Source organism: Bacillus multifaciens, from assembly GCF_030756675.1.
Lineage (GTDB): Bacteria > Bacillota > Bacilli > Bacillales > Bacillaceae_G > Bacillus_A > Bacillus_A multifaciens.
On the sequence record NZ_JAVBXD010000003.1, the window covers coordinates 137,506 to 160,080 of the forward strand.

The 22,575-nt window shown below is 31.9% G+C and carries 16 protein-coding genes and 4 pseudogenes; 14 read left to right on the forward strand and 6 right to left on the reverse strand.

Going from position 1 to position 22,575, the window contains the following annotated elements; all coding sequences use genetic code 11:
* Nucleotides 1-164: 164 nt before the first annotated feature.
* Both Q9306_RS03735 and Q9306_RS03740 read right to left on the reverse strand, forming a co-directional pair.
* Complete coding sequence (locus tag Q9306_RS03735) at nt 165-788, reverse strand: NDxxF motif lipoprotein (protein WP_306195419.1); 624 nt, start codon at nt 786-788, stop codon at nt 165-167.
* 18 nt (nt 789-806) lie between these two features.
* Nucleotides 807-1,745 carry a phosphotransferase enzyme family protein gene (locus Q9306_RS03740; protein ID WP_306195421.1) on the reverse strand — a complete coding sequence of 313 codons (939 nt, stop codon included), beginning with the start codon at nt 1,743-1,745 and terminating at the stop codon, nt 807-809.
* Nucleotides 1,746-2,378: 633 nt separating this feature from the next.
* On the opposite strand from Q9306_RS03740, the pseudogene Q9306_RS03745 reads away from it, so the two are divergent.
* The 6 genes and pseudogenes from Q9306_RS03745 to Q9306_RS03770 all read left to right on the forward strand — a co-directional run.
* A pseudogene (locus Q9306_RS03745) lies at nt 2,379-3,041 on the forward strand (site-specific integrase); the annotation flags it as partial.
* Nucleotides 3,042-3,893: 852 nt separating this feature from the next.
* Nucleotides 3,894-4,325 carry a hypothetical protein gene (locus tag Q9306_RS03750; RefSeq protein ID WP_306195423.1) on the forward strand — a complete coding sequence of 144 codons (432 nt, stop codon included), beginning with the start codon at nt 3,894-3,896 and terminating at the stop codon, nt 4,323-4,325.
* 16 nt (nt 4,326-4,341) lie between these two features.
* Nucleotides 4,342-5,448 (forward strand): 3'-5' exonuclease, encoded by a 1,107-nt coding sequence (locus tag Q9306_RS03755; RefSeq protein ID WP_306195425.1) that lies wholly within the window; start codon nt 4,342-4,344, stop codon nt 5,446-5,448.
* Between the two features lie 317 nt (nt 5,449-5,765).
* A complete protein-coding gene (locus Q9306_RS03760) occupies nt 5,766-6,830 on the forward strand; it encodes an SIR2 family protein (RefSeq protein ID WP_306195427.1) in 1,065 nt (354 codons plus the stop codon).
* A gap of 1 nt (nt 6,831) precedes the next feature.
* Nucleotides 6,832-8,577 (forward strand): ATP-binding protein, encoded by a 1,746-nt coding sequence (locus Q9306_RS03765; RefSeq protein WP_306195429.1) that lies wholly within the window; start codon nt 6,832-6,834, stop codon nt 8,575-8,577.
* A 501-nt stretch (nt 8,578-9,078) separates the two neighbouring features.
* Nucleotides 9,079-9,876, forward strand: a complete 798-nt coding sequence (locus tag Q9306_RS03770) for a hypothetical protein (protein WP_306195431.1) — start codon at nt 9,079-9,081, stop codon at nt 9,874-9,876.
* Between the two features lie 82 nt (nt 9,877-9,958).
* Here Q9306_RS03770 and Q9306_RS03775 read toward each other — a convergent pair.
* Nucleotides 9,959-10,326 (reverse strand): annotated as a pseudogene (locus tag Q9306_RS03775) (recombinase family protein); the annotation flags it as partial.
* A 22-nt stretch (nt 10,327-10,348) separates the two neighbouring features.
* A pseudogene (locus Q9306_RS24550) lies at nt 10,349-11,491 on the reverse strand (IS3 family transposase).
* A gap of 165 nt (nt 11,492-11,656) precedes the next feature.
* Here Q9306_RS24550 and Q9306_RS03795 point away from each other — a divergent pair.
* Nucleotides 11,657-12,163 carry a JAB domain-containing protein gene (locus Q9306_RS03795; RefSeq protein WP_306195437.1) on the forward strand — a complete coding sequence of 169 codons (507 nt, stop codon included), beginning with the start codon at nt 11,657-11,659 and terminating at the stop codon, nt 12,161-12,163.
* 48 nt (nt 12,164-12,211) lie between these two features.
* On the forward strand, nt 12,212-12,517 hold the full coding sequence (locus Q9306_RS03800) for a DUF960 family protein (RefSeq protein ID WP_306195439.1): 306 nt from the start codon (nt 12,212-12,214) through the stop codon (nt 12,515-12,517).
* Nucleotides 12,518-12,850: 333 nt separating this feature from the next.
* Here Q9306_RS03800 and Q9306_RS03805 read toward each other — a convergent pair whose 3' ends face one another.
* Together Q9306_RS03805 and Q9306_RS03810 are read right to left on the reverse strand one after the other, a co-directional pair.
* Nucleotides 12,851-13,906 (reverse strand): hypothetical protein, encoded by a 1,056-nt coding sequence (locus tag Q9306_RS03805; protein ID WP_306195441.1) that lies wholly within the window; start codon nt 13,904-13,906, stop codon nt 12,851-12,853.
* 319 nt (nt 13,907-14,225) lie between these two features.
* Nucleotides 14,226-16,178: a P-loop NTPase family protein gene (locus Q9306_RS03810; RefSeq protein ID WP_306195443.1), complete on the reverse strand. Its 1,953-nt coding sequence runs from the start codon at nt 16,176-16,178 to the stop codon at nt 14,226-14,228.
* Between the two features lie 637 nt (nt 16,179-16,815).
* Here Q9306_RS03810 and Q9306_RS03815 point away from each other — a divergent pair.
* The 6 genes and pseudogenes from Q9306_RS03815 to aroB all read left to right on the forward strand — a co-directional run bounded on the left by Q9306_RS03815 (nt 16,816) and on the right by aroB (nt 22,561).
* Nucleotides 16,816-17,274, forward strand: coding sequence for a hypothetical protein (locus Q9306_RS03815; protein WP_306195445.1), 459 nt, complete (start codon nt 16,816-16,818; stop codon nt 17,272-17,274).
* A 111-nt stretch (nt 17,275-17,385) separates the two neighbouring features.
* The gene (locus Q9306_RS03820; protein WP_306195447.1) at nt 17,386-17,598 is read left to right on the forward strand and encodes a helix-turn-helix domain-containing protein; all 213 of its coding nucleotides are present in this window, start codon (nt 17,386-17,388) and stop codon (nt 17,596-17,598) included.
* 63 nt (nt 17,599-17,661) lie between these two features.
* Complete coding sequence (locus Q9306_RS03825) at nt 17,662-18,822, forward strand: site-specific integrase (RefSeq protein ID WP_306195449.1); 1,161 nt, start codon at nt 17,662-17,664, stop codon at nt 18,820-18,822.
* A 597-nt stretch (nt 18,823-19,419) separates the two neighbouring features.
* Nucleotides 19,420-20,271 (forward strand): annotated as a pseudogene (locus Q9306_RS03830) (bifunctional 3-deoxy-7-phosphoheptulonate synthase/chorismate mutase); the annotation flags it as partial.
* A gap of 26 nt (nt 20,272-20,297) precedes the next feature.
* Nucleotides 20,298-21,470: a chorismate synthase gene (gene aroC, locus Q9306_RS03835; protein WP_306195453.1), complete on the forward strand. Its 1,173-nt coding sequence runs from the start codon at nt 20,298-20,300 to the stop codon at nt 21,468-21,470.
* A complete protein-coding gene (aroB, locus tag Q9306_RS03840) occupies nt 21,470-22,561 on the forward strand; it encodes a 3-dehydroquinate synthase (protein WP_306195455.1) in 1,092 nt (363 codons plus the stop codon). The genes aroC and aroB overlap by 1 nt, the downstream gene beginning before the upstream one ends.
* Nucleotides 22,562-22,575: the final 14 nt, after the last annotated feature.

A 22,575-nucleotide genomic window follows, 5' to 3' on the forward strand; every position in this document is an offset into this window, starting at 1 on the left:
CTACCTATTCACAATAATGTGGAGGATTAGCTAAGAGATGATAAAGAAAAGTTAATTGTATGGAATGAGTGAGGGGCACTGATTAAAATTTCGCTTAATAGTCATTCCACAAAAAATCCCCTTCAAAGTAGTCTTTTTTTAGTGACCACTTTGAAGGGGATATATTATTGTTGATTGAAATATGTAGTTTTAATATTTTTTTCGTTCAAAAACTTTTCGATTTCTTTTTGCTTCCTTCCATTAACTTTAGTAAAGCGCTTTGTAAAAGAAAAATCTGTCTTTAACAAGTTACCATTTTGCGAGAGTTTGTCTATTTCCTGTTGCATCTCTAATAAAAGTGCCGTAGTAGATGAAACATATTCATAGATTTCCTTTGAAGGTTTTTGATAATCATCAGGTATATTATTATTACTAATAAAATCATGGAAATTTGTATCATTTTTTTTCGCTAGATCCATTAGTTTTTGTAATTTTTCTCGATCGGATTCAGTAGCATTCTCATCAGAAATTGTTGAAGAAAGTGGAACGATATTTTCAGATAACTCCCAACTATAATCTAAATAATTTTTTATACTTTGTTTCATTTCATCTTCATTAATATTTTCATTCTTTTTTTGAGAGTCGAATATATTTTCTGGAATTTTAATAGTAACATCCTTAATAGATTGTACATCATTTAATTTATCATATCGTGCATCGTTTGCTTCATTAGATTGTGTATCATGTGAACAAGCAGACATAAATACAATAGTGAGCGACATGGATAGATATAAAACATGCTTTTTCATTTTAATCTCCTTAAATGGTTAAATATTCAGAATAGAGTAATTGTGTTCAATCCTTATTCTAAAGTGGTTCATTATTCGTATTTGTTCTTCAGTTAACCTCTCCTTATTCCAGTACATATGCATTAAGTTATATTCGAATATTTCCTTTAATTTAATAAATAGAGAAAGTTTCTCTAACATCTCTGGAGATATATCATTTTCCTCTTGATATCCGTCGATTATTGCTTTCGTAATAGAACGCCCATAGTCAACTATGTTGCCGTTCCCTACAAACGAATATTCCAACGCACTATATATTGGAACAGCTAAATCAAATATATAATAATGTTTTTCACAATCTTGAAAATCAACCATTGTCAATTTCGAATCACTATCTACTAATATGTTTTCTAGCCATAAATCCCCGTGTAGTAAACCATATGTTGAATGACATTTTGGCAAATTTTTAATTGTAGATAAAACATTATGTGCAATTTCTCTAATAGTGCTTTCTTCTTTAGGGATATATTTATAAAAATCATATTCCTCGTTATCATGCCAATCGTTGATATATTTAGTCGGCGTTATACTTTCAAATTTCTTTGATAAACGATGTAATCTACCAATTTGCCGACCTAATTCTTTTAATACATCGGCGTTCCATTGACTTCTTGGTAAGTGTACACCAGAAGCTGCATTATATAAAACAGTTAAAACGTTCTTATCAAGTGTTATCCTTTCTACTAAATTACCGTTTAAAGAAGAAATGGCAGGCGGGACACCAAATCCTTCATTATATAAAAAGTTTGTATATTTAACCTCTTCTAACTGTTCATCATATGTTTTATAGTTCGTTATTCTAGCGAAGAAGTTACCTTGTTCTGCAGTACACCGAAACATTTCATTTGTTACGGGTTCGACTTTAATAACATTCACTGGATATATTTCGTTAAGTAATTTAAGTATCTTTTGTTCCATATACGTTTTAATTCCTCCAATTCAATATAGATAATGACTTCCTTATAAAACTAGCTTGTTTCATGAGTTTTATAATAAGGTAATTCTTCTAGTTTCAAAAAACCCCCTTCGTACTTAATAGTATATCGAATGTGGGTAATTTTTCCATAAAATATTTACAAAATATGCTGTATATTTTGTAAGTACTAGACCAGCCAATATATAGATCCTCGTACCCTGTGCTACTCTCATGCCTCACGCATATGTGTTGAGTTTTGATTTATAGTTTCCATAAAAAAGGTGTCATAACCTAAGTGCTACGGAACTGTTTAGCACAAGAAGGATAATAGATAAAAATATCCAATCCTTAAAGAGAATGGTAAAATTTAGAAAATATTATAAAGAATTTAGGTGTTAAATTTATTGAAAACATTATTTGGTATATTTCTTTTTCTATTGGGAAGCTTTTTGATTAGTTTAACAGTTAATAGTCTTGGAGACATAGGCAACACCCTAATGAAAATAATAGGAATTGTATGTGTTGCATTAGGTATCAGAACAGCAATAAAAAAGAATAAAAAATGAAACTAAACTCAATTACTCAAGAACAGGACTGTCAATAGATGGTCTTTTTTTCGCTTTAAGTGTCATAACTTAATAGATTTAGAGCTAATTCCTAAAAATGTTGCAGCTAAGACTAAATTGCCTAAAGCTGATAAGGAAGAATTAACGGTTTGGAACGAGCAGGAAGTACAGTTGTTTTTGAAAGCTGCACAGGATAGTAGATATTCTATTGTCTTTTATATGGGTCTTGTGACTGGAATGCGGTTAGGCTTGCGGTGGAAAGATGTTGATTTAGAAAAGGGATTTGACTATTATCCAAACGTTAAGTCATGACGGGAAGACGTTTTTGCTTGGAGGAAAGACGAAAGCAAGTTTAAGAAAGATACTACTACCTGCATCAACAATAGCAAAGCTAAAGAAACATAGAGTAGTCGTATTGAAAGAGAAGCTGAGTCAAGGTAGGAATACCAAGACAATGACTTGGTGGTGTGTACTCCTTCTGGAACACCAATTAATCCTGCTACTGTTAGAAGAAGTTTAAACGCTTTGATTCAGAAAGCAGCTGTGCCAAAGATTAGGTTTCATGATTTACGTCATCCGCATGCAACTCCACTACTAGCTAAAGGTGTGAATGTGAAGGTGATTTCTGAGAGGTTAGGACATAGTAACATCAAAATCACATTAGACACTTACTCACATGTATTGCCAACAATGCAAGAAGCTGCAGTTAACAAAATAGAAGAGATTTTGTAGGGGATGTGACCACTGGCTCTGTACAGTGCGAAAGCAAGCAAATAAAAACCGTATCAAACCTTAATTTGACACGGTTTTTGTACTTATGATCCCGACGGGGTTCGAACCAGCGACCTCCACCCTGTCAAGATAAGAAACGTATATTTTACGTTTCGATAATATCGAGCGTAAAGTTAGTAGTATCAAGGGTTTACAAGGTATTCTATATTTTCTTGTGCAAATCCTGTAACGTAGAAAAATGAAATTTCTTGACCAGAATCTTGACCAGTTTTTAATGAATCATTATAAGGGCAAAATGAGTTTTGTATTAAAGTGTAGATACTGCATTGTTAGATACCACTGTTGTATATCTTACAATAAGAATAGCCTATATAAAGGAAGTTAAACCACTTTATAAGAACGTGTAATACATCCTAATTAATGATAGCGGAGGTTGAATTCCATTCTTGAGGCACCAAAAGAATATATAGGTTATATATATCTTGAGAAGAAGTCTTTTTTGTCGAAAACTCCTAAATAAAGTATTAATTTGGTATAATTAAAAGGAAAAAATAGTAAGCTAGTTTTATAATAAAAACATGGGAGAATACATTGTAGTAGAAAGAAGAAAATGGCTAAGCAGGACTCATTCTTAAATTAATAGTTTTTCAGATATGGTCCGGAAATATTAGTAATAGGAACTTTTAAGTCAGTTTTTTAATTCTATATAACAAAATCCTCATATAAAGATTTTTCTTTGAACACTATATTCGTTAGATAGTTATAGAATTTTTTAAAGATGAAAATTATATTAACTTTACAATTTTAAATTTTAGTATCGAATGTACATATATCTGTAAAGGGGGAACTATTATGTTGCAGGAAAGAATTAATGAATTGGAAAGTGGTATTTTAACTATTGATAGGGATAAAGTTTATGTAATGGGTTTTAATAACGAAAAGATGTTAATGTCTTTTTTTAATAATAACAAAAAAAACTGGAGTTTTATTGGACTATATGATTCTCATAAACTGGATTTTAATAATATTAAAAATAACGCTCTGATTATTGTTATGAAGGATGGAAAAGAGATAGGGAAATATCAATATATTCCAGTGTATAAAGGCACAATTAAATATGATAACAAAGATGGGAAAAGCACTTCCGTGACATTTACTATCAGAAAAAGTATATATAGCAAACATTATCACTTTTTAAGCGAAAAAATGCCTCAAGTTTTCGAAAGTAAAGAATTTGTTACAACCTATTTAAGAGAAGAATTTGGAGCAAGTATAGATTTTTAATTATGGGGGTTGAATCATGGAAAATATGATTTTAGTTGATATCGAAACAGGAGGATTTGATGTAGATTCAGGAATTCTGGAAGTTGCTTTACTTGTTGTGGAGAATGGTGAAATTGTTAAGGAAGTGCATCTGGCTGAAATAGAAGACCCGTCTTCTATTCATTTGGGTATGGGCGAAGGGTATGCTGATATTTCTGAAGATTACACAAAAAAAGAGTCCTTCAAGAGTGTATTGGCTCAATATGATTATCCAATTGTTGCCCATAACGTATCTTTTGATAGAAAATTTTTGGTTTATTACGGATGGTTAGAGGATGAGTATGAATGTTATGATTCAATTCGAGCTATTAAATACGCTAATCCTAATTTATTCTCTTATTCTTTAGGGTACTTAGTATCATTTTATGAATTAGATCAACCACTGAATCATATTGCCTTAGATGATGTAAAAGCACTTTTTGAAGTTATTAAACGAGCAACTCCTACTACTTGGATACCTCTGTATAAAGTGAAACCGAAACAGTTAAATCATTTCGTTGAATCCATTGCAAGAATAGAAGGAGAAAGCACTATTTTTCAAGGGAAGACAATTGTTTTCACAGGAGCGAGCCCATTTCCTAGAACCCTTATGAAGGAGATTGCATCAAAGTGTGGGGCAAAAGTAACTGGAAGCGTATCTTCAAAAACGGATTATTTGATTTGTGGTGAAGGTCCTGGAAGTAAATTGGATAAAGCAAGAGAGTTAGATATTGAAGTTCGGACGGATGTATGGTTCCTTGATGCTGTCTCAGAGGACATTAACTTAAATAATGTTTCGATTGAAAGAAATCAAATTCCAATTCAAAATAGTTCCATTGAAGGTTCAAATACGTCATTCCAGAAACGAGAAGAATTTAAAGATAAAATTGTTAATATTGCATGTATGCCAACTAGGATTCAATCTCAAGTAGAGAGAGTTCTTCTGAATTATATGGAGGTTAGGGGAATAAACAAAGGCTCGAATGGATACAAGGTTGATTTAATTATTTATGCTGATGAAGGTGACTATGTACTTTTAGAAAAGGCGGAACAGATGAATATTCAAACAATTGCACTTTCTAAATTCAACAAAATGATTTTGTGAATTTACATATTGGTTTTAAAAATAATACCTTTAATTACACTAACAAAGGAGTTAGGTCGAGAAGGAGTTTTTGAAAAAATAGCCTGTATCTAAGGTTGCTCAGTTATCTTAGATATAGGCGTATGTGGTCTTAAAGTAAAGTTATGATGTTTGTAAGAAAGATGCGAAGTTTTTAATGAAGTTGCGATGCTTTATCTCTACAATCAAAGAATTCTAAATGGGTTTTGATCAAACTTTTTTATAAGAGTAAACATTAATGTATAATATTTACAAATCGTCAAAATATTTAAGTTTTTTAAATAGGAGAGGTTGGACTAATGGATGATAGTTTAAAAGACCAATTTTATAGAGAAGTACAATCTTTTTTTAGCAGTAATACAGTCTTAGTTGTAGGATCTGGACTTTCATGCGCAGAAGGATTGCCTGGAATGTGGGGGTTAGCCGCCGAGCTAATAAAAAAGGTACCAGAAGAACTTCAAGAAAACAGCCAGAAGAAATGGGATAATATAAAAAATGATTTACTAAATAACGAGGGTCTGATTAAAGACGATGCAAATTTGGAGGCAACACTGTTAAAATATCCGCCTAACGAAGATATAGAAGTAGCGATACGTAAAATCACCACAAATTATATAAAAGAAGAGGAACGTCAAGTGATACATAAGACGATTATTGGTGAGAAAAGATTGCGTTTTTCGAGCTTTATCAAAAGGTTTAGAATACCGGAAACTGGATTGGTTGTAATATGCACTAATTACGATAGATTAATAGAGATTGCATGTGAAGTTGAAGGTATACCAGTGGATAATTTATTTTACGGAAAAAACATCTCAGAATTAAATGAGAAAAAGAGCCAGATGAGTTTTTGCGAAAGAATAGAAAGAAACGGGAAAATAGTGAGAAAAGTTTTTACTAAAAAAGTTTTAATATACAAGCCACATGGATGTCTAAATTGGTATTGGTCTAACGGTAAACCTATTAACTCAGCCTTTGATTTAAATATTGAAAGGCTAATCATAACGCCAGGCGCAAATAAATATAGAAATGGGTATGATACTCCTTTTGATATCCATAGGGCAAAAGCAAATTCAGCTATTGATACAGCTTCAAAATTTATTATTATTGGATATGGTTTCAATGATGAACATTTAGAAACACATTTAAAACAACGGATTTTGAATGGTATTCCAACTCTAGTATTGACAAGAAGTTTGAGTGACAATACAAAAAAAATTATTGAAGGTAAAGGAAATATAATCGCTCTTTCATACTTTAAAAGTGAAGAAATTTCAGGAACTGAAATTCTTTATAAAAACAATATTTACCGAATAAACGGAGTTCACTTGTGGGATATTGAAAAATTAAATGAGGCGGTGTTTTAATATGGAAACTACAATTTTGAATTTAACAACTGAAAATAAGGTAGGAAAGATTATTAGTGTTGACACATCTAACATTATTGTTAATGTGGATAACCCTGAAATTATGACCAAATTAAGCATCGGCCACATAATGGCTGTAAAAGGTAATTTTGAACATGAATTATTGATATGCCTAATAGAGAAGGTTACACGTTCTCAGCTTGAAATGATAGTTATGGATGAAATAGAAGAGGAGGATATGGAAACAAGCACAAATGATTTAATTAGAGCTACTCTGATCGGAACATTCAAAAGTGTGGATGGCACCAAACGTAATGTTTTCAAGAGGGGGGTAAACCTTTTTCCAAATGTTGACGGTGAATGTTATTTAGTGAATGGTGATAATTTGCAACGTTTTATGAATATTTTAGATAAAGAAGTTGAACAAAGTCAGAAACTTATAGTTGGAAATTTTGCAAACGATACAAATTCTCTAGCAATACTAGATGGTGATAAGCTTTTTCAGAGACATGCCAGTATTCTTGGAAGTACAGGTTCAGGGAAAAGTTGGTGTGTAGCAACAATTCTTGAGAAAGCAAGTGAATTAAAATATCCTAATATAATTGTTTTTGATATGCATGGAGAGTATTCTTCGTTAACAAGGAAAGAAAGTAAAATTGCAGAAGGATTTAAAATAGCTGGTGCTGGTGACTTAGATAGCGAAGATCCCAATTTAATATATTTACCGTTTTGGTTGTTAAACCGTGAAGAGATACTATCAACTATCTTGGATAGAAGTGACAGCAATGCTCCAAATCAATCTTCCAGATTTACGGCTCATTTAAAAACTTTAAAATTAGCTAGTATAGAAAAAGAAGATGATGAAAATGTAAAAAAATCATTTACAGTAGATTCGCCTATCCCTTATTCGATAATCGAATTAATAGCATTGCTTAAGGAAGATGATATAGGTATGAAACTAGGTGCCAATAACAGGGAAGTAAAAGGAGATTGGAACGGAAAGCTTACACGTTTTATTTCAAGATTAGAGACTAAGGTTGAAGATAAAAGATATGCATTTTTATATAATCCTAAAGAAGAATGTAATACCTATGATTGGTTAAATACCTTTATTTCAAAATTACTCTGTATGAACAAGGATAGTAAAGGAATAAAGATTATTGATTTCTCTGAAGTTCCGTCTGATATCTTGCCCATTGTTACAGGTACATTAGCGAGAATATTATATGATGTTCAATTTTGGATGAAAAATAATAAAAGGACTCCTTTTACTTTACTTTGCGATGAGGCGCATCTATATTTACCGGTAAAAGATGATGCTGATTCAGTTCAAAAACAAGCTCTTTATAACTTTGAGAGAATTGCAAAAGAGGGGCGTAAATATGGAGTTTCTTTATTTGTTGTAAGTCAAAGGCCATCAGATGTAAGTAGAACAATATTGAGTCAATGTAATAATTTTATTGTGTTACGCTTAACAAATGATCGAGATCAGGGTGTCGTTAAAAACTTAGTGCCGGATTCTCTAAAAGGTGTGACTGATTGTTTACCTATATTAGATGTTGGAGAAGCTCTTATTTTAGGAGATGCAATTTTGTTGCCGAATAGAATTAAATTACATGAACCTAAATTGAAACCAGAAAGTAATACAGTTGATTTTTGGAAAAAATGGAATGAGGTTGAGCCTGAACAAAGAGAATTAGTTAAAGCTATTAGAAATATGAGAGCACAGTCTAGAATAGATGATTAAAAAGTTCAATTTTAAATGTTATCCTAAGTTTAAAGTGAATTAAAGATGATGAATGAAAAGCTCTAATAAAAATAGAGTTTTTCATTTTTTTATTGCACTAATGAAGATAATCGGACGTCACCTTTACCGCTACCTTTATGTAGCTTTAAAATAAAGTTTGATCAGAAATACCTCGCAAACCCGTATTTTATTTAAAAATCATTTAAATTCTTTAATTGAAAAGGAATGAAACGGTACAACTTTATTTCAAATAAACAATTACCCTCTCATCTGGAAGTGGTTGTACCGCAGAAAGCATTAAAAGATAGGAAAATACTTACCTATACATAGAACACCGCAGGTACATTATGTATATGCGATGTTCTATTTTAAAATGAAAAGTAAATAATTTGACTTTGACTATATTTGATCACATACTCATATTAGAAAATATTGGTATGAATTATAATTGCACTTAGAACAAATTACGGAATACATAAATTATAAAAGGGAGTAGATTAAATGGAAGAAGTTAAAAGATTAACACCTAAAAAAGAAGTTTTGAGAGAATTATATTTAAAATCTGGTAACCAATGCGCTTTTCCTGATTGTCATCGGTCAATCTTAAACGATAAGGGATTACTGATTGGAGAGATATGCCATATAGAAGCAGCTATGGAAGGCGGAGAAAGGTTTAATTCCAATCAAACTAATGAAGACCGGAGAACCTTTAGCAATTTAATACTATTATGCCATGAGCATCATCTTGAAACAAATGATGTAGAAAAATTCCCAGTAGAACGTATAAAAGCAATAAAAAAAGCGCATGAACAAAGATATGGTGATGTAGCAGATAAGTTATTAAGCTCAATTGCTGATAAAACCGAACAACAAGAATATGAATATTGCACTTCATTAGTGAATATGAACCAAGTTTTAGACTGGGGAAACAGCATAGAAGATCTTTTGGAAGTTGTACCTCTATTCAATAAGTTAATTGATATATTAAGAGTTTTATCACCAGATACTCGATCACTTTTTGGCATAATGGTTAAAAGGGCAGAGGGCTCGGTAATCAATTTAGTAGAAATGTCGCAAGTAACGGGGCTCAGCCATAACCGCATAGCCGAGCATGCACGGACTTTAATTAAATATGACTTAATTACAGAACCATATGAAGATGACTACGGAATACCTGTTGCCGAATTTGCACAGTATAATCTTTGGGATATGTGGGCGCAGATTAAGTCATACTCTGATATCTCGGGCATTACCTTAGTGGAGCTAATTGATGAAATGAACTTTTCATTATTAGATTAGATCTAAACACAATTATGTTATGCTATATATTGCAGCCACTTTTAACGACAGCAATCGTTTGAGTGGTTTTTTATTGTTTATATCAATGTATTTTATTTTCTCTTGCTTTTGAAAAAGTTGCTTCATAGTCCTTACCTACTCGATAAAAACGGGTCTTTTTCATATTACACATTTTCATTGCTTGTATTGCTGTAATATTATCAACTCTCCATAAACGTACGCTTCATAAAATTCTTCTGGAATCTCTTTTGGCTTTCTTCCTAAGAGTCTACCTTCTTTTCTTGCTAATTCAATTCCTTGCTTTTGTCGAGTTTTTATCTTTAAGCGTTCTTCTTCTGCAAGCCAGGACAATATTTGTAAAACTAGATCTGTAATTAAGCTGCCTAAACTATCTTTATATTTTGTTGTATCTAATAATGGCATATCTAAAACCTGGATTTGAGTCAATATTTTGGACACAAAAAAGTTAAATCTAAGCTACTTTTTTAGTTAAATCTTCTATTGATTGGGGAGTTTTATAACCAATGCTACTATGAATCCTCTTGTGGTTATATCATCCCTCGATGTATTGAAATAATGCTAAGTTTGCTTGTTCAAATGTGACATATTTTGTACGATATACTTCTTCTTTCTTTAAAATGGCATGAAATGACTCGATACAAGCGTTATCATACGGACAACCTTTCTTACTGAAAGAAGGTTTGATTTTATAACTCGCGAGTAAGGTTTGAAATTCCTGACTTGTATATTGAGTTCCTAAGTCAGTATGTAGAATGAAGCCTTCTGATGGTTTCTGTGTATAGTAAGCGTTTTCTAACGCTTTTACCACGAGATTTGTTGTCATATTTCGTGAAAATGAATATCCAACAATTTTTTTTGAATACAAATCCATCACAGATGCAAGGTAACACCAACCATCTTTTTGCGTGTGAATATAGGTAATATCCGCTACTCATTTTTCATTTATTGTTGTTGTAGAGAAGTCCTGTTCTAATAGATTTGTCCGTTCTTCTACAGTTGATTTTGATGAATGTGGTTTGTATTTTTCCAAGATAATGGAACGAATACTTTCTTTTTTCATGAGCCGTTGTACACGCTTTATACTGACTTGTACACCTTGTTCTAATAGTGTTTGATGAATCTTAGGTGCACCGTAACGCTTTTCGCTATCTTGATGAATTTGTTTAATTTTTTGGGTTAATTCTTTATTTTCACGACTACACTTTGACTCTGTTTTGTGCTGAGATTGATAGTAAGAACTTCTCACTATCCCAAGAGTTTGGCACATCATATGAACAGAGTGCGTTTCTTTTTGACAATCAATAAATTGATGTAATTTTGTATCTTTTATTTTCTCGCGAATATGGCCATAGCCCTTTTAAAAATTTCATTTTCTTCTTTTAGACGAAGCATTTCTTTTTTTCATTCGTTTTAGATCTTCTAGTGTTATTTCATCTTCATCAACTGATGTGATGGGAGAATATATTTTAATCCATGTATAAACGGTTACTTCTGATACGCCATACTCGCTGCTTAATTGTTTGACAGGTTGTCCTGAATGATATAATTCAACAACCATTTTTTTTAACTCTTCATTAAATTTCTTATTTGTCATGCGGACACTTCCTCCTTGAAACCCATTGTAAGGATTACAGAGAAGATAACAAGTATACGGTAAACTCCAATTTAATAAATATATATTATTTATATGAATTAATAGAAAAAGGGTTGCTTTTCAGATGAAGAGCAGCCCTTTTTCTTATGACTGGAGGAATAAAAAATGGTATATCGTGAGAGTAGAGCAGGAAAGCAAGGAGTATTAGAATCGTCTGTTGGTATGAATCAACCAGCAAAACGAGTGGACATCGTCACACTAAAAATGGTCAAAGAAAGTAGTCTTCTTTATAAAGAAAGAAGAATTAAATCTCCACAAGATGCAAGTTCTTTGTTTAAGCAATTTTTAGAGGGGGCTGATCGAGAGTATTTTATTGTACTTTGCCTTGATACTAAAAATCAGCCCACTGCTATCAATATTTGTCATATTGGTAGTTTAAATTCTAGTATCGTACATCCAAGGGAGGTGCTGAAGCCAGCAATTATTTCAAATGCAGCTTCAATTATTGTTGCGCATAATCATCCTAGTAATGATCCCACTCCAAGCAGAGAAGATCTTGAAGTAACAAAACGGCTTGCTGAAGCTGGAAAAGTTGTAGGTATAGATGTGTTAGATCACCTTATTGTTTGTGAGGAGAGTTTTATTTCACTGAAAGAAAAAGGGCATATGTAAGAAGAAATATAACTTGCTTATGTTATTAAAAAAGAAGGAAGGATATATATGTTTGATGTAAATCAGAGGCGTTATGTTACAACAGCCGTACAGAATATAATTCCACTAGAATTACAACAATTTTTATGGCTTATTATTGATTGTCGAAAAGCTGCTGGTGATCGACTGGACTACTTGCAAGTATTTGAGTTGCGATCAGATCATGAACATCAACTTGTCTGTAATACACAGAAGTATCCGCCAGTGCAATTAGAGTACAAATTTAAGTTAGATTCTAAGGAGGTGGTTACTTGTAAAGTATGGGTGATAGATAATGGGAAATATGCAACTATGCTTTTACCATCAGATTATTAATAAGATACAACATTAAAAGTGGAGGTGAACAGGATGTGTTCTAAACCAAGTGAGGTTGCAATTGAAGTGTTAAAAATTATTCTACACATAATTGGTACGAAAGATAAGTGAATAGACATGTTATAAATGTGTTTTCTGTAATTACGAGTGAAAAACTAATTCTAACATTAGACTTTATTTTGAAAACATGAAAAATATAATAATGGAAAAGTAGACGATAACAGCACGAAAGAGTAAAAAATGAGCATTTAGAAAGAACTAAAATAACGATTGTTTTTCTAGTGATTTTTATTTCCTTCATGAATGATATCGTCTTTTATTAGAGAGGAGTGATTAGAGTGAAATACAAGATGTTTCTTCTTCATCTAATCTCTCCTCAATTTTATCATGTAAGTTTTCGAGATAGGAAATCTCCCAATCTGACGGTAATGTAACTGGATTTATTCCTAGATTTCTTAATAGATTAATTCGTTTACTAAACGTATCTGCTGCCTTATGAATATCCTTTCCTTGTATATAGCTATTCTTTGCCATAACAATACTGCCGCATTTATCAATCAATCTCAATATCATTTTTAATGACATTTGCATATGTCCAGTGTCTACCTTTTGATTTACTAGTTCTATAGCATTCTCCAATGTGTAATAGTCACCTTTTCCCACAATGTGCTTATAAAACTTCATAATTTCCTTTTTGCAACGTTGCTGATTCAATACATCAATGACAAATTCATCGCTGTCTCTGACTTGGGTCTCGAAGCGTAAAATCCCCTTAGTCTCTGAAAAATCTAAAAAGTTCTTATTTTTTTGCGCTTCTTTAAGTAGTAGAGTCTCATATCTGTTATACCAGTTGACTGTTTTACGCGCAGACATCAAGTACACATTAGTTTTAGAATTCCAATATTTTTGATTTTGTTTATTGTCAAGAAAATAGTCAGGTATATTTCCCTTTTTGAATAAGAACAAATATTTAGGTATTAAATTTTCATCAACATTCAAATCTAGTGCTGCTTCAATTCTCTTCGCTTTCCATTCAAAGAAATCGGGAACGTGTAATGATAATATATCTTTAAGCACATAATTAAAATGAGTTTGAACGGTTTTAAATTCTGATAATTTTGTCACTCTATAATAACCATTGGGGTCGATCAATAATTGAGGGCGTAATCTAATTTCAATAGATCTGTATCCCCACTTATTACTCCTTAGTCGGATTTCCTGAAATCCATATCTGGATAGTGCGTTAGAAATGTAAGCACCCTTATCCACAGAATCCTTGCGAAGTTGGTGAGAAGTTTTATACTTTTTTAAATAAGCTTGCAATTGTTTAAAGATGTTATTATACTCGGATTTCGTCAGTTTATAACTTATATACATCATATCAATCATATAACAATACCTCACTCAAACCCCAATAATCGCGGTATGTCGTATCGTACAGACATGCTTAGCGGAGGGGGTATATTATTTAAGTCAAAGTAATGTTATAGAACAATTAAAAAAGTAAATAGTGTTTTTGACTGTTTCTATCATAGAATGATTTTATTTTTCCACTTATTGTTGATGGATACGTGAGTACATGTTTAGGTTGAAGATTGGGATATTCCTTAAGCTCATTGGTTTTGAAAATAGCCATCCTATTTTAGAACCAACTCTCCATTAGATATTTTAAAAATATTCATAGGAAGGAGAATCAGTTACGTAAAGATCATCGTTTAAAGTTAATTTCTTCCCCATTGAGAATGAAGGTGAGTCCCTTTTTCCTTTTTCCTCTCTTATAATTTTGTCTATCATAAACTTCTGTATCATAAGCAGAAGCGTCTAAATCCAATTTTGGATTTAATTGTTGTACAATATCCGTAATTTCAGGTATTTTATCTGCATAAAAATCGATTACCCTACCTTTGCCTTCCTTATTATCAGAAATTATTTGATATGGTTTTGTTACATTGTTAGTATTTTGATATGTTTGAACCCTAATATAACCAAGTGACGATAATAATTTTCCTAATGTCTTACTTTGATGATTGAACAGAGGGACGAAGTTTTCCTGCCTGCGTAAATAATCATCCATAAATTGTAGTACTGAAGCCCATTGAAGCTTTAAACTGTTTTTATTCGTGTCCAATATACCATAGATGTTTCGATCGTTATTTAATTTTGCTCCATAAATAGGATCCATTGTGTCAATAACCTTAATCTTTTCTTCTATCAGTAATTTTTTTAGCACATCTATAAATTGCTCAACAAGAGGAGGAAGAACAACCTTTTTTTGTTCTATTAATACTGTCATTAGTATTTCTCGAGCTTTGTTACAGTGTTCTATATATTGCTCTGGTGTAATAAACCCCATCTCCTTTCCATAAGTCATATAGAAATTAAAAGCTATAATCATGTGAGTGATACTATCAACTACTCGAGCGTGTACAGTTACATCTAATTCTCTTCTCAATTTAACAAAATCGTAATGATAATCGTCTAATAAATTGTTATTCAGCTTAGCTGCCAACCATCTTAAGTAATTCTTTATACTTGTTTGCAAGTAAAGACCATTTTTGTACTTTGTAAATTTTTCTACTCGTTCTTTTTCAAAATTATTTTCAGTGGAATTGAAAATATTGTCCATTTTAACGCGTATGAGTCTTGCTGCGGTTGAATGATTCTTTTCGTTCATATCTATAAACTTTTCACCAGTAAATAATACCATGCCCTTAGGAACCACTTCGCTATCTAAGGAATTGGATTTATCACTTAGAGCGCGAATTATACTTTCAACCTTTGCCATCGTATTGCTTTCGTCATTTTTATTTTTAGATGTACCAAAATCATCCAAAATCAACACACAATCTTTATAAGCTAAACTAGCTTTTTTTATAGTATTTTTAAATGCATCGACACGTAACATATTTGTTTTATCGAATACTTTAGAAAATAACTCTGCTATACTTGTTTTCCCAGTTCCAGACCTACCGTAAATCCACAGAGAAAAATTAGTGCTTAGATCTTTAGTCTGGGTTAAAGGTGTCGTAAGCAATGAGGTTAACAGGAAACATAAAAGTGAGTAAGTAAGTTTATGGTCACATAGATCGAGCATTTCCAAAGTGTGTTTGAATGCCTCTTCCTCGGAGAGATTCGGATTAGCTAACAGATCAAATCCTTGTACCGATGTCTGGGTTTGTAATTTATTTTCTAGTGTAGATGGATACGATCCGTTTGAATATAGGTATACCCATTTATTGTTATAGACGTTCCAACCAATTGAATCGAATTCTATTGATTTATTTGCTTGCTTTGAAAGAAGGTACACAAGGTCTAATATTAACTCGAAATTTTCTTGTTTTTTGGAATATATCTTACAGAAGGGATTCCAATTTTCTATCCATTTTTTGTTATTGAGGTTTTTCGTCAAAATCTCAATTCTCGGGAGTCTTTCTTCTCCTTTTATAACGCCTTCAAAAATATACTTATATCCTTCGTAAGAATCATTCGATTCTTTACAAACAATGTGAGTTAGAATCGGTAAAAAATTGCAAACTTTATTTTGTTTTCCGTTTTTAGTAACGAGTAAATCACCCTCTTCGCTTATTTCGTATTCATTATCAGCAAGCGTTTTTTTGAAGGAAATGGGAAGGTTTAAAAGTTTTAATTGATTTCGATTCATTAAATTTATCTCCTTTTATTAAAAAATATGTGAAAATATGAAGTTTTTCGATTATTTTGTTCATATTTTCATTTATTTCGTTACATAAAATATAAAACAAAATAAAGAAGAAGGATACAACATAATAAAAAATAATTAACCATAAACAATAGAGTAATAGTGAATTAAAATATTTCAGCTATACATTACAACGTTGGAATTTGAAGAAAGGGAGTAGGTGTAACATATGGTTTAAAATTATGATGATGTAGTTACTGTTGAAGAGTAGATAGAAATATTAGATATAGAAAGAAACAAGGCATACGAATTACTAGAGTATGTTCTTGCTAAAGTGAAAATTCAGATAGAAGAATATAAGTAACAAAATGAATATCTTTGGGTTAATAAACGGAGAGGAATAGTCGCTGTTTTAATTTCTTGTAAAATGAGGGAATATGAGATGGACGGAACAGGCAAAATTATTAAAACAAATAGTGTAACATTATAGTGGATGAATAAAGGCTTACAAAGGCTAGAAAAAAATTCTTTGAAAGCTGCACAATAATGAGAGTGATAAAGAGATGGTTGCTACGCTTTGTAGAAAAAACATCTCTTTTTTTGTTTTTAATAAGCCATAAAATACGACGAGGTGATTAAATTGAATACGATTGATGTTTTATATATTAAAAATATGGTAGTTAAGCGAATAAATGTACTGTTAAAAGATGTGAAAAACAGTGACGAATTGAATAGGAAGTTATGTAATTATGTGATCGGGTTAGGAAGAAAATTCGGATATGAAGGAGCAAGGATGAAACTGGAAAACTATGCTGTGAACAAAAGTGGTTATATTGACGTGATATGGATGAATGAGTTGGGACATATTGAATGGGCAATATCAATTGATGGAGGTTTGCGTAAAAAATCGATTGCTAAATTGAAAGCAGTTCATACCGAAAATAAATTGTGGTTATATTATGGGAATTCAAAGAAACTAAGAAAATTTATAGAGAAAAATGATCCAAATGGTGACATTACGGTTATACATTTGGGTAATTTTAGAAAGGAAATAAGGAATAAAGATGTTTCCAAAAATACATTGGATAAAGCTTTTTAATATGAAATAACGAGAGATAATCACATTTGATTTTCCATAAACATTTAAGTAAAGATACATTTTCTAGATATATATTATAAGTTTGAACGTTAAGAAAAGAGGTGATTGGCTGTGTTTGAGAATTATGATGATGTTGTACACTTAGAAGATTTAATGGAAATGTTAGACATTGGACGAAATAAAGCATACGAATTATTACAATCAGGAAAAGTTAAATCATTTAAAATTGGAAAGTCGTATCGAATTCCTAAGGTGTGTATTCAACAATATGTGCTTTCTAAAGTGAACATGAAAATAGAAGAGTACATGGGAAATAGTTATTAACCTTTCAAGCAGCGATGAAATTGTCGCTGCTTTTTTACTTGTACATTTAGGAGAGTGAAGATAATGGCAGGCAGAACAGTAAAGAAAGATCAAAATACAAAGAAATGGTATTTTATTTTAACACATGGAAAAAAAGAAGACGGTAAACCAAGACAATTTAAAAAGAGAGGATTTAAAACAAAGCAAGAAGCGCACAAAGCAATGTTAGAGTTAGAACAATCACTAACATTGGGAACATATATACAGCCAAATAAAATTCTCTATAAAGAATATTTGTTAGAGCGATTTTTAGAAGATAAAATGACAAAGGTTAAGAAGCAAACTTTGAATACGTATAGATGGATTGTTGAGAAACACATTATTCCAGCAATAGGGGATGTGGAATTAACGAAACTTAGTCCGATGATAATACAAGGATTATACAACAAGCTAACGAAAGAAAAAGCTTTGTCGGATGAAAATATTCAAAAAGTACATACGTTAATCAACGATTCATTGAAAAAAGCTGAAAGATGGGGACTAATAGCTCGTAATCCTGCTGCTCTTGTAGATCGGCCAAAAGCAGTAAAGAAAGAGATAACAGTATGGAATGTAGAAGAGGTAAGGCAGTTCTTGAAGTATGCTAAAAAGAGTGGAAGATACTATATAGCATTTTTACTAGCTTTAACAACAGGAATGAGACAAGGGGAAATACTGGGACTTCGTTGGAAAGATGTAGATTTTGAAAACAGATGTGTGCGTATTACTCAAACACTTAGTAGTGATGGGAAAGAGTTGTTGCCTTATACGAAAACAAAATCAGGTTCACGAACAATTGATTTACCAGAAGAAACGGCTATATCCTTAAAAAGGCACTGGCTATTTATAAGTGGCGAAAGAGAAGAAAATAGTTCTTATAAGAATTTAGATTTAGTAGTATGTACAGAATTTGGTACACCTACTCATAAAAGTAATATTCGTAGAGTCTTTAAATCTATCATTAAAAAAGCGGATATCCCTAAAATTCGATTTCACGATATGAGGCATACTCATGCGACATTGTTGTTACTACAAGGAGTAAATCCTAAAATTGTATCGGAACGGTTGGGGCATGCTGATGTTAGGATTACCTTGGATACATATAGTCATCTTTTGCCGAGTATGCAGAAAGATACAGCAATTAAATTTGGCGAAATGTTGTTTGGTGAGGATGATAAGTATCGTGTAGAAATCAATTTAGATTAAATTTATATAATTTCGTTTAAAAGAATTACTATGCTAGAATCCTTCTCCTTGGCTAGTAAATGTTTTATGTTTTTCTTTATAAAAAATATCAGAAATAGGGGAGAAGGATTAACTTTAAGATAAAAGCGGTGAATAAAAATCAAACAGAGGTGGAGCAAACAGCATAAGTTTAAAGAAACAATTATTTGAATTTAGATATTAGAGCAGAATATACTTATAGATTTCTTAAGTTTTGTATTTATCGTTTATGGAAAGTTTATTTTTTTAGTTGATGGGTATGCAGGTAGCGCCACATTTCATTAAGCTAAGAGAAGTTTATACAATTAACGATGTTCACGAACAATAAAGTTGTTTGAATTGCATTGTAATTAAAGGAGTTATGTAAGTTCCATGTCTCTATTAAATGATTTTTATAATCCATTTAAGTGAGAAACCTTAATAATTTTAAATATTGTCCTTAACTATAGATTCAAGACAAAAATAAGTGAGAAATGATAATTTTATTATAGAGGATTTATAACAATATGATATTCAATGTATTATAGCAAAAATAAATTTATTAATTTGTAAGAAAGGGGCAGATCTATGCTGAAAGCTATTGAAGATGAAAAGTTGAGTAAGAAGAATGCTCTTTTAGTTTCACGTGATGCGAAATTGAAAAATACAATCGTGAATATTAAGGGAGAAAGAATTGGTGATGGATGTCCACACTTTATTATGGGGCCATGTGCTGTTGAAAGTTATGAACAAGTAAGAGCAGTAGCTGAAAATATGGTAAATAAGGGATTAACACTTATGCGTGGAGGTGCATATAAACCTCGTACTTCTCCTTATGATTTTCAAGGATTAGGGCTTGAAGGATTAAAAATATTAAAGACTGTGGGAATGGAATTTAATCTAGGTGTAATAAGTGAAATCTTAAGTGTTGAACATCTTGAACCTGCATTAGATTATATAGATGTTATTCAAGTTGGCGCTCGCAATATGCAGAATTTTGAGTTATTAAAAGCTGTTGGAAGAATCAATAAACCAGTCTTATTAAAGCGAGGATTATGTGCAACTATTGAAGAGTTTAAATATGCTGCAGAGTACATTTTATCTCAAGGAAATGAAAATGTTATCCTATGTGAACGTGGAATAAGAACTTATGGAAGAGCTACCCGTAATACACTGGATATTACAGCTGTACCGATTTTAAAACAAGAAACTCATTTACCAGTTGTTGTAGATATAACTCACTCAACAGGTAGAAGAGATCTGCTTTCCCCTGTTGCAAAGGCTGCTATAGCAGTAGGCGCAGATGGGATTATGGCTGAAGTACATCCAGATCCATCTAATGCATTATCAGATTCTAAGCAGCAAATGGATTTTAGTCAATTTGGAGAATTTATGAATGATATTCAATCTTTTGTTAATGCGCTTAAAACTGAAAATAAGATATTAGTATAAATTATAAAAAGAAATAGGTGTTTTTAATGAGATATTTGACAGCTGGTGAATCTCATGGTCGACAATTAACAACAATCATAGAAGGTATTCCTTCTGGTTTGTTTTTAACTGCAGAAGATATTAATCATGATTTATTTCGTAGACAACAGGGATATGGGCGTGGCCGTAGAATGCAGATTGAAACTGATCAAGTTCAAATCTTAAGTGGTGTAAGGCAAGGATATACTATTGGGTCTCCCATCACTCTTGTAGTTAAAAATAAGGATTGGAGACATTGGGAAAAGATTATGGGAAGCGAACCCATTACTAATATAGAAAAAGCTGAAATGAAGCGAACAATTTCTCGACCACGTCCAGGTCATGCAGATTTAAATGGTGCTATTAAATATGGTCATCGTGATATGAGAAATGTATTAGAAAGATCATCGGCCAGAGAAACCACTGTTCGTGTTGCAGCTGGTGCAATTGCTAAAAAAATTTTATCTGATTTGAATATTAAAGTTTATGGGCATGTAGTAGGAATTGGGGGGATTAAAGCTCAAATTCCTCAAAATATAACAATCGATGAATTAGCGCCAATTACAGAATCCTCACCAGTTAGATGCTTTGATAAAAAAGCTGAACAAAAAATGATAGAAGCAATTGATGATGCAAAGAAAAATGGGGATTCGATTGGTGGAATAGTAGAAATAATTGTTGAAGGGGTGCCAATTGGTTTAGGAAGCTATGTACAGTATGATCGAAAACTTGATGCAAAAATAGCAGCTGCAATTCTTAGTATTAATGCATTTAAAGGCGTAGAATTTGGAGTTGGATTTGAATGTGCTAGTCTTTTGGGAAGTCAAGTTCATGATGAAATCAGTTGGAAACAAGGAATAGGATATACAAGAAACTCAAATCGTTTGGGTGGATTTGAAGGTGGAATGACAACAGGAATGCCTATTATTATCAGAGGGGTTATGAAGCCTATTCCAACTTTATATAAACCATTACAAAGTGTTGATATAGACTCAAAAGAATCCTTTGAAGCGAGTATTGAGCGTTCTGATAGTTGCGCTGTACCTGCAGCAAGTGTAGTAGCGGAAGCGGTTGTTGCATGGGAAATCGCCAAGGAAATTGTAATGCAATTTGGTCAAGATCGTATGGATTTAATTGCTGAGAATATGAAGAACGCATATTTATACTCACGAGATTTTTAATGTATCTTACTCAAATTCAAACATCTTCTAAGATGTATCCATTATTCTTAGGTAAATCTATTATTCCGCAATTGCCTTTAGTGATTAGACAGGTAAAACCAAATGTATCAAAAATTATGATAATAACTGATCAACAAGTAGATGTAATGTATGGTATGAAATTAACAAGCTTATTATCCAAATCTTTTTCAATTTGTAAATATGTTATGCCAAAAGGTGAAAAGTCTAAGAATTTTATGGAGTTTTATAAATGTCTCACATTCGCTTTGGAACAAAAACTCGATCGTCAATCGCTCATCATTGCATTGGGAGGTGGAGTTGTTGGGGACTTAGCTGGATTTGTTGCAGCATCTTATATGAGAGGTATATCTTGGATTCAAGTTCCGACAACATTGTTAGCGCATGATAGTGCTGTAGGAGGGAAAGTAGCAATTAATCATCCGTTAGGAAAAAATTTGATTGGTGCTTTTTATCAACCAGATGCAGTTCTTTATGATATTGATTTTTTATACACTTTACCAAAAAAAGAATTAAAATCTGGTTTTGCTGAATTAATTAAGCACGCACTTATTAGTAAGGATTCATTTTATGAATGGTTGAAGAATAATGTGTGTTCAATAGATGATTTAAAGGAAGACACATTAGCATATGCCATTCGGAAAGGTATTGAAATAAAAGCAAGTATTATCAAAGAAGATGAAAAAGAAAATGACATTCGAACTTACTTGAACTTTGGGCATACACTAGGTCATGCTATCGAAGCAGAAAAAGGGTATGGAGAAATTAGTCATGGGGAAGCAGTAGTTATTGGGATGGTTTTTGCATTAAGGATTGGTAGAGAAATGCAAATTAGCGATATTAATATAGATGAATTAGAACAATGGCTGACGTACCTTGGCTATAATACACGTATTTGTCCTTCCTTATCATCTAATAGGCTGATAGAGAGAATGAAACAAGATAAAAAAAATAAAAGTAATCAAATACATATGGTAATTTTAAAAAATGTTGGCTCTCCGATGATGATGAATGTAGACGAAAGTATTATCTCTACTGTATTGAAAGCTAGTTCACAAATTGTTGAAAGATAGTTGGAGTGATTTAA